The sequence below is a fragment of the Streptomyces yangpuensis genome (assembly GCF_024666385.1).
In the GTDB taxonomy this organism is placed as follows: domain Bacteria; phylum Actinomycetota; class Actinomycetes; order Streptomycetales; family Streptomycetaceae; genus Streptomyces; species Streptomyces yangpuensis.
In genome coordinates, this window is sequence record NZ_CP102514.1 from 6,789,354 (window position 1) to 6,801,273 (window position 11,920).

The 11,920-nt window shown below is 74.8% G+C and carries 9 protein-coding genes; 6 read left to right on the forward strand and 3 right to left on the reverse strand.

Annotated elements, in window-relative coordinates; translation table 11 throughout:
• Positions 1-75: 75 nt before the first annotated feature.
• Positions 76-936: a Crp/Fnr family transcriptional regulator gene (locus NRK68_RS30750; RefSeq protein WP_257857376.1), complete on the reverse strand. Its 861-nt coding sequence runs from the start codon at positions 934-936 to the stop codon at positions 76-78.
• A 431-nt stretch (positions 937-1,367) separates the two neighbouring features.
• Here NRK68_RS30750 and NRK68_RS30755 point away from each other — a divergent pair, with 431 nt between their 5' ends.
• The 6 genes from NRK68_RS30755 to NRK68_RS30780 all read left to right on the forward strand — a co-directional run bounded on the left by NRK68_RS30755 (position 1,368) and on the right by NRK68_RS30780 (position 9,829).
• Positions 1,368-2,642 carry an Hsp70 family protein gene (locus NRK68_RS30755; RefSeq protein WP_257857377.1) on the forward strand — a complete coding sequence of 425 codons (1,275 nt, stop codon included), beginning with the start codon at positions 1,368-1,370 and terminating at the stop codon, positions 2,640-2,642.
• 76 nt (positions 2,643-2,718) lie between these two features.
• Positions 2,719-3,615 carry a TRAFAC clade GTPase domain-containing protein gene (locus tag NRK68_RS30760; RefSeq protein ID WP_183064443.1) on the forward strand — a complete coding sequence of 299 codons (897 nt, stop codon included), beginning with the start codon at positions 2,719-2,721 and terminating at the stop codon, positions 3,613-3,615.
• A gap of 61 nt (positions 3,616-3,676) precedes the next feature.
• Positions 3,677-4,738, forward strand: coding sequence for a hypothetical protein (locus NRK68_RS30765; RefSeq protein ID WP_257857378.1), 1,062 nt, complete (start codon positions 3,677-3,679; stop codon positions 4,736-4,738).
• 5 nt (positions 4,739-4,743) lie between these two features.
• Positions 4,744-6,315, forward strand: a complete 1,572-nt coding sequence (locus tag NRK68_RS30770) for a hypothetical protein (protein ID WP_257857379.1) — start codon at positions 4,744-4,746, stop codon at positions 6,313-6,315.
• Positions 6,312-8,264, forward strand: a complete 1,953-nt coding sequence (locus tag NRK68_RS30775; protein WP_183064446.1) for a dynamin family protein — start codon at positions 6,312-6,314, stop codon at positions 8,262-8,264. Before NRK68_RS30770 ends, NRK68_RS30775 begins: the two co-directional genes overlap by 4 nt.
• Complete coding sequence (locus tag NRK68_RS30780; protein WP_257857380.1) at positions 8,261-9,829, forward strand: GTPase; 1,569 nt, start codon at positions 8,261-8,263, stop codon at positions 9,827-9,829. Before NRK68_RS30775 ends, NRK68_RS30780 begins: the two co-directional genes overlap by 4 nt.
• 24 nt (positions 9,830-9,853) lie before the next feature.
• On the opposite strand, the gene NRK68_RS30785 is transcribed toward NRK68_RS30780, so the two are convergent.
• The gene (locus NRK68_RS30785) at positions 9,854-10,918 is read right to left on the reverse strand and encodes a hypothetical protein (protein ID WP_257857381.1); all 1,065 of its coding nucleotides are present in this window, start codon (positions 10,916-10,918) and stop codon (positions 9,854-9,856) included.
• A 150-nt stretch (positions 10,919-11,068) separates the two neighbouring features.
• Positions 11,069-11,794, reverse strand: coding sequence for an RlpA-like double-psi beta-barrel domain-containing protein (locus tag NRK68_RS30790; protein ID WP_444465702.1), 726 nt, complete (start codon positions 11,792-11,794; stop codon positions 11,069-11,071).
• Between the last annotated feature and the right edge of the window lie 126 nt (positions 11,795-11,920).

Here is an 11,920-nt window from a genome sequence, read left to right on the forward strand (position 1 = left end):
GGTACGGACGGGTACGCGGTACGGACGGATGCGCGGTACGGACGGATACGCGCCGGTGCCGGCCCGGGCGGGGATTCAGCCCGTCTCGGACAGCGAGCCGTCCTCCTCCGGCGGCGCCGCCGGAGCGGGCGCCGGGCCGTGCGCGGCCAGGGGTGGGCCGTAGGGGCCGGTGACCGGTTCGGTACGGGGCGGGCGCGGCCGCAACGGCGGCTGCTTGGGCCGCGGCGGCCGCGGGCCGCGCGGGGTGGGAATCCCCGGGAGCAGGTTCTCCTCGGAGGCCGGCCAGCCGCTCTGCCCGGCGATGGCCCGCAGGATGCCGGGGTCGCGGACGATCACGCCCCGGTACTTGGTGGCCACGGCGCCGGCGGCGCGCAGGCTGCGCAGGGCGCGCTGCACGCTGGCGTCGGAGATCCCGGCGAGGGCGGCGAGGTCCGCGTGGCTCAGCGGTACGTCGATCCGCAGCCCCTCGGGGACGGCGCGCGCGTAGCTGCGGACCAGGTTGTCCAGGGTACGGGCGAGACGGACCGTCGCCGTACCGCTGCTGGAGTTGATGCGGTGACGCGTGGCACCGCGCAGCTTGCCCGCCACCGACCGCTGTACGACCTCCGCCGCGGTCGGGCTCTCGCGTAAGAAGGAGCGGAAGGCGGCGGAGGTCAGGACCCGGGTGGCGGTGGGCCGGACGGCGACCACGGTGGCCGACCGCGGCTGGCCGTCCAGCGCGGAGATCTCACCGACGATCTCGCCGTGCACCCGCAGGGCCAGCAGCACGGTGGCGCCGTCCTCGGCGCCGCCGAAGACCTTCACACAGCCCGCGGTGATCAGCAGGGCCGTGGTCTCGGGGCCTCCTTCCCGTATGAGGGTCTCCCCGACGCCGTAGGTGACGACCCTGCCCAGGCCGATCAGCGTCTCCCGGTCGTCGGCCGCCAGATTGGCCATGAGTGTGCCCTGGGGCCAACGACTCGCCGCGGTCGTGTGGTTCCTGGAGCTGGATGGTGTGTGCATGCGCATGGGAGCCCCCCTCGGCTTTCACGCCCGCTCGTGCACGGGGCGGTGCCAGTGCGAGGAACCTAGCGCACACAGAAGTTGTCCGGGGATCAGATGGACAGACCGGAGAAGGCAATGCTGCGAGCCGGTGGAGCGAGACATTCCCCATCCGCACCACGGACCGCTGCCCGCCCCAACTCGCCTACTCACCAGTCACTTTGCCGGCCCGGCGACTTCCGGCCCGCCCCGACCCGGAGGATTCCCGGCGGGTACCCGCATTACCTCACCTGACCGGATCTCGACGCCGCTGCCGGACCACGATGGGGCTCCCGGTGCGGGGTGTGCCGGGCCAGGGAGCGGGACGACGTCACCCAGGGGGAGTTGTGGCCAACGGCAGGGGCACCGCCCACGCGGGGCGAGGGGAGCGTGAGTGGTCGCTCGCCGTCGACTTCGGCACCTGTTTCACCACGGCGGCCACGTTCGGGGACGAGGCCGCCGGCGGGGGCGTCGCTCCCCGCTCCCTGGAAATCGAGAACAGCCGCTGCCTGCCGGCCCTGGTCTGCCTCGACGACAGCGGCGTCCTCCTCACCGGCCGGGCCGCCCAGCAGCGCGCGGCGCACCATCCCGAACAGGCCGAACGCGCCCCCAAGCGGGCCCTGGCCCGGCAGTCGGCGGTGCTGCTCGGCGGCCGGTCCGTGCCGGCCGCGGAACTGGCCGCCGCGGTCCTGCGCCGCGTGTACGCCGAGGCCCGCGCCACCCACGACGGCCGCGCGCCCGTCCGTACCGTCCTCACCCACCCCGCCCGCTGGGGTACCGCCGAACTCGGCAGGCTCGCCGACGCCGCCGACCGGGCGGGCATCACCGACCCGGGCTTCCTGCCCGAACCGGTGGCGGCCGCCCTGCACCACGGCCAGGTCCACGCCGTGCCCGAGGGGGGCGCCGTCGCCGTCTACGACCTCGGCGGCGGCACCTTCGACACCGCGGTGCTGCGCCGTACCGCCCACGGTTTCGACACCGTCGCCATCGGCGGCGACCCCTACCTCGGCGGCGAGGACCTCGACGAGTGCCTGCGCGACCTGCTCGGCGAACGGACCGCTGACCGCGACCCCGCCCCCTGGTACGACCTCTGGGAGGACCCCGGGCCGCCCGCGGCGGCCCAGCGGGCCGCGCTCGGGCGGGAGCTGACGGTGGCGCGCGAAGCGCTCTCGCAGACCGGCTCGGTGGACATCGCCGTACCCGGCTACCCGCAGCCCTTCCTGATCCGCGCCCACGAGTACCGTGCCGCGGCGGAACCCCTCCTCGCCCGCAGCTACGAGCTGCTGGCGGCCACCGTCTCCGACGCCGGGCTCGGCGACGGGGACGTCCACGAGATCGTCCTGACCGGCGGCGCCAGCCGTACCCCCCGGGTGTCCGACCTGATCGCAGAGCGGACCGGCAGGCTGCCGCTGCTGACCGCCGACCCCAAGTCGGCGGTCGTCCTCGGCGCCCTGGCCGTCCCGCCGCCGACACCGCAGCCCTCCACACCGCAGCCCTCGACGTCGCGGGCCGCGAGGCCGGCGTACGCGTCCGGCGCCGCGGCCCCGGGCGGGCGCGTCCGGCGCTATCTGAACCCGGACGGCGACCTGGGCTTCGGCTTCACCCCGCACCCGCATTCCTGACATCGGCACATCCGCCGACATCCGTTCTCCCCACGACCCACGACCACGACCACGATCCACGACGCCGAGGAGCCCGATGGACATCGTCATGCTGGGCCACAGCGCGGCAGGCAAGACCACCTACGTCTCCCTCATGTACGCCGCGATGCGCGACGGCATCCAGGGCTTCAGCCTGCGCACCGACGACGTGCTCGTCCACGGCGCACTGACCTCCGCCGCCGAGGCCGTGCTGCGCGGCCGCTACCCGAACATGAGCAGCAGGCGCCAGGTCTTCGACTTCATCCTCCAGTACCAGGGCCGCGACGTCCTGCCCTTCCGCTGGCGCGACTACCGCGGCGGGGCCCTGACGGAACGCCAGGCCGACAGCGAACAGGCCGGCCAGCTCCAGCAGGACCTCGTCGCGGCCCAGGGCATCGTCGTGTTCGTCGACGCCCACCGGCTCCTGACCGACGGCGGGTCCGACCGCCACATGCGGCGGATGACCGTCCTGGTCCAGCGGGCCCTGGAGGCCCGGGGGGACCAGCTCACGCCGCTCGTCATCGCGTTCACCAAGAGCGACCTGCTCGACCTGGACCGGTCGGGCCTGCTGGAACGGCTCGTGGAGCCCTTCGACGGCCTCATCGAAGGAGTGGCCCGCACCCAGCACCTGCGCGGCGCTCTGGCGCTGGTGGCCTGCGGCCCCGAACCGGTCAACGTCGCCGTGCCGGTGCTGTGGAGCCTGCACCACGGCATCGTCGGCCGGGGCCTGGCCCTGCACACCTCCATCGAGGAGTCCCTCGCGTCCGCCCGGCGCGCCGCCGCCAACGACACCCCCTGGGACCGGATCTCCAGCTGGTGGAAGGAGGAGGACTCCTGGGCCGAGATCAGGGCCCGCCACGAGCGTGCCGCACAGGCCGAGTACCAGCTGCTGGAACCCCTCTTCGAACCGGCCGAACGACTGGAAGGCCTCCTGCAGGACGTCCTGTGGTTCTGATTCCGAGCCGCCCTCCGCACCCGTGCCCGCCCCGCGCCACCGAAACGGGAGAACTCCGCCCATGAGCGACCACCGGATCACCATGACGATGCTGGGCGCCACCGGCTCCGGCAAGACCACGTACCTGCTCGGCATGTACGCCACCCTGTCGATGGGCCTGCGCGGCTACTTCATGTACGCCACCGACCCGGACACCGACCTCGACCTCGCCGAGGCCTGGGAGAACCTGTGCGCGGACGGCAGTCTGCCCGCGCCGAACAACGAGAAGCCCATCGACTACGAGTTCGTCCTCCGGCACGGCGTGACCTCGCTGGTCGACTTCGACTGCCAGGACTTCCGCGGCGGGGCGGCCACCGAACGCGGCGGAGACGGCGCCCCGGCCGACATCCCCGCCCTGACCGAGCGCCTGGACCGCTCCGACAGCATCTTCCTCGTCCTGGACGGACAGCACGTGGGCCGCTGGGTCGCCGACGACACCCCGGCCCACCTCAACCCCGCCGCCGACCCCATGCGGATCGCCCGCTTCTCCCGGGCCATCTCCAACCTCTGCGACCGGCGCAGGCAGCGGGGCGAGCCCTCGCCTTCGATCGTCGTACTGGTCACCAAGGCCGACCTGATCGGGAAGATCTCCGGACTGCCCACCCCCGAGGCGCTGGAGAAGACCGCGCGCAACCTGTCGAAGCTGGTCAAGGTCATCGACTCCGAAGGCGTCACGGCGATGCTCTGCCCGGTGCAGCTCGGCAGCTTCGGCGACCCCGCGTCCGTCACGGTCGACCCCGCCCTCGTCGACCCGCAGAACCTGCACCACCCCATGATCTTCGCCCTGTTGCACTACCTCGACGAGGGCATCGTCCGCCACGGCGAGGAGCGTGTGCGTGCCGTCGAGCGGCAGCTCGACGAACAGGCGCAGGAGCTGGACGGGCTGCGCAGCGGCGGCGTGATCAAGAACTTCCTCAAGAGGAACGAGATCAGCCGGAGGGACGCCGAGATCGCCGCGGTCCGGGAACAGCACGGCGAGGCGCAGGCACGGGTCAACGCGGCCCGCGTCCGGGCCGAGCAACTGGTGGAGGAGTTGCAGAACATGCCCATCTACCGCTCCGGCAAGCTCCAGATCGGCGGCTGACGGCGATGTCCGGGGAGCAGACGCGAGGACACGGCGGCTGGTCTGCCGTCGTCTACGGCCGCACGTACCGGATCGACCGCTGGTGGCGGGCGCTTCCCGAAGGGGAGACGTCGGGGGGACCGCTCGGACGCACGGTCCTCGCGGTGGTCGCCGGCGGCGCACGGCTCGACGCCGGGCCGCGCTTCGTCCTGTGCCGGGGTGCGCGCGGGGTCCTGGTCGGCGCCGCCTGCCGGATGCCGCTGCTGGGGCCGGCGATGGCGTACGACGAGCACGGCAGGCCGCTGTACGGGTTCGTCGGCTGGCACCACCCGGATCCGTCGGCCGCGCACGACCTGCCCGGCCTCGACGAACTGGAGGCGTCCTTCCCGCAATGGGCGGGCGACACCTACCGGGCCTGGGCCGGGCCGGTCTGGGAGGCCGCCCGGGAACCCGACGCGGTGACACTTCCGAGCACCGCGGAACCGGCCCCCTGGCCGGACCGCGGCCGGCCGGCCGACCCCGCGGCGGCGGGGCGCTGGCCGGCGGCCCACGCCGCGGACGTCCACCTGCTGCCGGCGGCGCAGGCCTCCGGCCTGTGGGACGCCGCGCTCGCCGCCGGACCGATGGCGGACTGCGTCCTGACCACGGGCTGGCAGCAGTCGCGCGACGCCCTCGAGCCGGAACTCACGCACGCCTGCTGCGCGGACGTCACCGAGTACCGCCGGGCTCAGCGCCCGGCCCCGCCGGCCCCGGCCCGCGCCCCCGAGCCGCCCCCGAAGCCGGCGGGGAAGGGGAGGGGGGAGCGGGTGCAGAAGCCGGCGCGCCCTTCCCGGGAGAAGGCGGAAAAGGGCTTCCTGGGGTGGATGGGCGAAGCCCTGCGCCACGTGATCGACGGTGACCGCTCCGACGCCGCACCACCGGCCGGGCGCCCCCGGTCCGCGAAACGGGGCGGCACCCCGCAGCGCCCCGCGCACCTGACGGGCGGCGCGGCGTACGAGCCGGAGCCGCCCGCCCGGACCCTGCTCGGCCGCCCCCGCGAGGTCGACGCCGAAGAGGCCTCGTTCGACGGCTATTTCGGCGCCTTCGGCACCCCGGGTACGACCTCGCCGACCGAGCCCGCACACCCCGCCGAGGGTGCGGGCGTGACGTCGGCCGACCCCTGTCCGGCTTCCGCCCCCGGCGGCTTCGCCCGCCCGGGTACGACCGCGAAGGGCCGGGACGAGACGCCCGCCGACCCCCCAGCGGCCTCCGCCTCCGGCGGTTTCGCCAGGCCGGGTACGACAGCGGACGGTGGGGCCGCCAAGCCCGCCAAGCCCGCCAAGGCCGCCAAGCCCGCCGACTCCCGTCCGGCTCCCGCCTCCGGCGGTTTCGCCCGGCCGGGTACGGCCGCGGAGGGTGGGGGCGCCGCAGCGGTGCCCGGTGCGGGCCGTGACGTCGGGGGCTCGGGCCGGGACCGGGACGGCGTCGAGGACGAGGGGGCGGCTTCCGGCAGCGCCGGGGCGCCCGGGCCCGGGGCCTGGGGGGCGCTCACCCCCGATGCCGATGGGCCGGCCGGCCCCGGCGACCCGTACCGCAGCGACCCAGGAGGCACCGCATGACCGGCATCCGCCACACCCACCCCCGCGCCGCGGACGTACTGCGCCTCGTCGCCGACGCCGCCGTGCTCCTCGACCGCGCCGCCCGCTCCGAGGGGCCGGACGGCCCGCCCGTCTCCCCGGAGGCGGCCGCCACCGTCCGCGCCGAGGCCGCCCGAATCCGTTCCGGCGCCGCCGCCCTCGTCGTCGTCGGTGAGAAGAAGCGCGGCAAGAGCTCCCTGATCAACGCCCTGGTCGGGCACCGCGGCCTGCTGCCCGTCGAGGTCGACGTCGCCACCGGCGTCCACCTCGTCGTCCGGCACGCCGACCGGCCCACCGCCGTCGCCCACCTGACCGGCGACTCCGCCCCGGTCACCGTCGACCCGGCCGACATCGCCGAGTACGCCGCCGTCGACCCCGTCACGCAGACCGCCCGCCGCGACGACGTGCACCACGTCGAGGTGGGCGTCCCCGCCCCCCTGCTCGCCTCCGGGCTGACCCTCGTGGACACCCCCGGCGTCGGCGGGCTCGTCGCCGGCCACGCCCGGATCACCATGGCGACCCTCTCCCAGGCCGACGCCCTCGTCTTCGTCGTCAACGGGTCCAGCGAACTGACCGCCTCCGAACTGCGCTTCCTGGAGCAGGCCACCGAACGCATCGCCGAGGTGGTCTTCGTCCTGACCCAGACCGACAAGTACCGTGAGTGGCCCGCCGTACTGGAGCGCAACCGCGCCCTGCTCGCCGAGCACGCCCCCCGCTACGCCGCCGCCCCCTGGTTCCCCGTCAGCAGCCGCGCCAAGGACGACGCGGACGCGGCGGCCGCCGCCGGCGACCGGGAGACCGCCGCGCGCCGCCTGGAGGCCAGCGGCTTCGGTCCGCTGACCGAGGCACTGTCCGGCCGGATCGCCGAGGAGGCCGCCGGGCTGCGCCTCGCCAACGCCCTGCACGTCACCCTGTCCGTACTCGCCCCGCTCGCCGCCGTACAGGAACGCCGGCTGCGCTCCCTCGCCCAGGACCCCACCCTGCAGGACGAGGTACGCGGCCACCGGGACGCGCTGCGCGCCCTCCAGCGCTCCGACGCCACCTGGCGCGGCAACCTCCGCCAGGCCTCGCGCGAGCTGGAACGCAGGCTCCGCGTGGGCTTCCAGCGCAACGTCAACGACCTGCGCCAGCTCGCCGAGGAGAAGATCGCCGCGTCCTCCGGCCCCGACCTCGCCACCGAACTGCCCCGGGACCTGGAGGCCGGTGTCGAGGCCGTCTGGCTGGACCTGGACAACGCCACCCGGGAGGGGGTGGCCCGGCTCGTCGCCCTCATGGAGCACCAGTGCCGGCTGGACGCCGGTCCCGCCGTCGCCGAACTCGCCCTCGCCCGCCCCGAACGGCTGGACGCGCTCCCCACCCTGGTGAGCACCGGCCACGACAACCGCGGCGCCCTCGCCCTCGTCGAGCGGGTCATGCCGGCCTGGGGCGCGGGCGGTCTCGCCGCCACCGTGACGGCGCTGGCCACCGGCGGGGTCCTGCTGCCGCTCGCCGCCGGATTCGGCATGATCGCGCTGCTGTCCAACCGTCGCAAGCGCCGTACCGACCTCGGCCGGGTGCGCGGCGACGCCATGCGGTACGCGCACCGCCTGGTCGCCGAACTCACCACCGAGATCCCCCCGGAGATCACCCGCACCGTCGACGACGTCAGCGAACGCATCGCCGCCCGCATCACCGACCAGGTCTCCGCCCAGCGCGCGCTCCTGGAGGGCGAACTGGAGGAACTCCAGCGCAATCTCGCGGCCGGCCGGGAACAGCTCGCCAAGGATCGTGAGACCGCCCGGCGCCGCTCGGCGGTCCTGGGCGAGCTGATCGCCAGGGGCCGTGATCTCGCCTCCGCCATCGGCCATCCGGCGGCGGCCGCGGCCGCCGCGGCGGCCGTACCGGAGCCGAAGCCCGAGGCCGAGCCCGAGCCGGAACCGGAACCCGCATGACGGTCGGCCCCACCAGCCACACCAGCCCTACCGGCCCTACCGGTTCCGCCTCCGCGGCGGAACCGGTGGGTGAGCTGTGCGGGCGGGTCGACGCCCTGTGCCGCGCCGCCGTCCCGCACCTGCCGCCCGAGGGGCCCGTGGCCGCCGCACTGGCCGCCGTACGGCAGCGCCTCGCCGAGCCCGGCCTGCGCATCGCCGTGGGCGGCCGGATGAACGCGGGGAAGTCGACGCTCGTCAACGCCCTGCTCGGCCGTCGGCTGGCCGCCACCGGAGCCACTGAATGCACCACGCTGGTCGCCTGGTTCCGCGGCGGCGTGCAGAACCGCCTGGAGGTGCGCCGCACCGACGGCCGCCGCTACCACGTGCCCGGCCGTCCCGGCGGCGGCATCCCCCGTGACCCGGCCCTGCTCGGTTCGACGCGCGAGGAGATCGAGGAGATCGTCGTCGAGACCGCAGGCGGCCAGGATCCGCGCCGCCCGTGGACGCTGGTGGACACCCCCGGCATGGACACCCTCAGCGGACTCGACGGCGTCGCGCTGCGCGCCCTCGGCGCCGCCGACGCCCTGCTGTACGTCATGCCGCACCCCGGCGCCGGAGACGCGGAGGCCCTGGAGTCGCTGCGCCGCCAGGCCCACGACAGGATGACCGCCCTCAACGTGGTCGGCGTCCTCAGCCGCATCGACGAACTCGGCGACGGGACCGGCGACCCCTGGCCCCGGGCCCGCCGGGTCGCCGCCACCTACACCACCCGGCTCACCGGCCTGTTGTCCGCTGTCGTGCCCGTGGCGGGACTGCTCGCCCAGACGGCGCTCGGCGAGGAGTTCACCGAGGCCGACGCCGCCCTGCTGCGACGGCTCGCGACCGCGCCGCGTGACGACCTGGGCAGGGCCCTGTACTCCCCGCAGGAGTTCCTGGACTGGCCGGACGGCCCCCTCGACGCGACCGGCCGGGCCCGGGTGCTGGACCTCCTGGGCTGCTACGGCACCGGCGCCGCGGTGGACGCCGTGCGCACCCTCTCCGATCCCGGCGCGCGGGCACTGCTGACGGCGCTGCGGGCGGCCTCGGGCGTCGACGCGCTCCTGGACGAGATCCGGCAGCGCTTCGTCGTGGCCGCCGACCGACTGCGGGCCGCTGCCGCCCTCGCCCTGATCGACGAGGCCGCGCGCACCGCGCTCGCCGACGACGCCCTGGCCCCGGCGGCCCGCCGCGCCCTCGACGGCCTACGGGCGGGCGCCGCGGCGCTGCGCCGCCATCCCCTGCTGAGACAGACCGAACTGGCCCCGGCACTCGCCGACTTCGCCGCCGGACGCCTGCGCCTGTCCGAGCCGGACACCGCGTCCCTGCTCCGCCTGGCCACCGGCGCCACGACGTCCGCCTGCCTCGGCCTGCCGGAACCGTCCGCCGGTACGACGGCATCGGACGCCACCCGTGCGGCCCGTACGGCGGCCGAGGCGGCGGCCCGGTGGCGTCAGCTGGAATCGGGGCCGTCGCGGGTCCTGCGACGCCATGCCCGGACGGCCCGGGAGCTGTGCGAGGAGCTCTACTTCAGGGCAGCCGCCCCCTGATGACCGCCTTCCGATTTGCTGTGCTCACCACCGGTCGTGGCTGTGGTCGTCGTCCCAGTGCGCCGCGGGGTGCGGGTCGGGCTCGTGGCCGTTCTCGCCGTGCACATAGTCCGAGACCGAGGTGTAGCCGGTCCCGTCGGCCGCCTCGATCACCTCGTTCTCGGTGAGGTGCCCGTCGTCCCAGGTCTGTTCGCCCTCGTGGCCGTCGTGGTCCATGTCCGCGAGCTCCTCACCGATCCGGTCGACGTGTGCCTCGTGCCGGTCGTGCAGTTCATGCGGGTCGTGCCCGCCGTGGCTGCCGTGGCCGTCGTGGCCGTGCGGGTCCGTGGAGTGGTCCCCGGGATCCGGCTGGTGCTGTGCCCGCACCAGGACGTACGACCCGGACACGCCGAGGGCGGCGCCGCCCGCGAGTACCCCGCGGCCGCGCCGCGCCGGGAGGCCGCCCGGCGGGGGTACGGTCACTCCCAGGGGTGCCGTACGCCCGCGGGGCAGCACGCTGATCCACGCGTCGGACGAGAACCGCTTCTCCGGGATGTCCACCCGCACCGGACGGAACGCGGATCCGGTCAGACCGCCCGCGCCGGTCGCGAAGGTGTCCGAGTACAGGTCGGCCGACACGATCAGCGCCATGTCGCTGTCCGCCGACTCCGCGAGCGCGGTACGCAGTTCCACGGAGTCCAGGAGCCGTGACGCCAGCTCCACCGACCAGGCGACGAAGCCCAGCGGTGCCCGCTCCACCGAGCCCTGGGCGAGTGCGGCGCGCAGCCGGATCTGTTCGTCGTCCGCCGCGCGGGCGTTGAGGACGGGCAGCATGTCCCGCAGCCCCCGCACCAGTCCGGGTACGGCCTTCGCCTCGTCCACCCCGGCGGGCAGCAGGAGCAGCTGACCGTCACCGCGGTCCTGGAGGGCGCACCCCTGCCGGCGTACGCCGCCGCGCTCGCAGGCGTAGTCCAGCGCCCGGGCGACGCCGTCCTGCACCCGCATCTGCGCCCGATGGCTGCGCCCGCTGTACTTCTCCACGTCCACGATCAGGCACAGCCGGCGCTGTCTGCCGCCCTGTGCTCCCGTCCCGAGGCCCGCCATCGGCATCCCCCTGCTCCGAGCGTCCGGCCCGCCCAGGCTAGCGTCCCGCCAGGGGCCCGCGGGGGCCTTTCGCACGGGTCGGCGCCATGGCGGGGGAGGGCTCACACATTTCCCCGCCATGGCGCCGTCGGCCCGGCAACGGACCGCCGCAGCAGGTCAGTTCACGCGTTCGATGCGGGCGCGGCGGATGAGGTTCTTGCCGGGTTCGCGGACCTTGTCGAAGGCGGCGTTGTTGAGGAGCACGCAGCTGCCGGAGGGGCCGTTGACGGTGACGGTGGTGGCCTGGTTGTTGTCGAGGTTGGTGACCTTGAGCTTGGTGCCGACGGGGAAGGTGCCGCTGGTCGCCGCCGGCGGCCCGGCCTCACCCGACAGGGTCACGGTCGACCCCGGACACACGACCTCGCCGGTGGCCGGTGCGGCCTGCTGGCCGCCCTGGCCCGGCGCTGCCTGCTGCCCGCCCGCGGCGGCGGGCGGGGCGGCGGGCGGGGTGGCCGCCTGGGCCGGGGCGTCGCCGCCGCCGACGCGTTCGATGCGGGCGCGGCGGATGAGGTTCTTGCCGGGTTCGCGGACCTTGTCGAAGGCGGCGTTGTTGAGGAGCACGCAGCTGCCGGAGGGGCCGTTGACGGTGACGGTGGTGGCCTGGTTGTTGTCGAGGTTGGTGACCTTGAGCTTGGTGCCGACGGGGAAGGTGCCGCTGGTCGCCGCCGGCGGCCCGGCCTCACCCGACAGCGTCACCGTCGACCCCTGACACACCACGTCGGGGGCGGCGGCGTTACCCGTCGCCATCGTGACGATCACCCCGCCGGCCACCAGGGCTCCTGTGGTGACAGAGAGCACGAGCTTCTTCGTAGAACTCATCGTCCGCTTACGGGACATGAACACTCCTCGATCAGATGGTCAATGCCTCCCCGCTTCCTGCATACGCCCGTCGTCACCAGTGGATTCAGTTCTTGTCGCCGTGTTACAAATCCGGCGGGCGCCGGGGATCCGGCTGCTCCGCACGGCCCG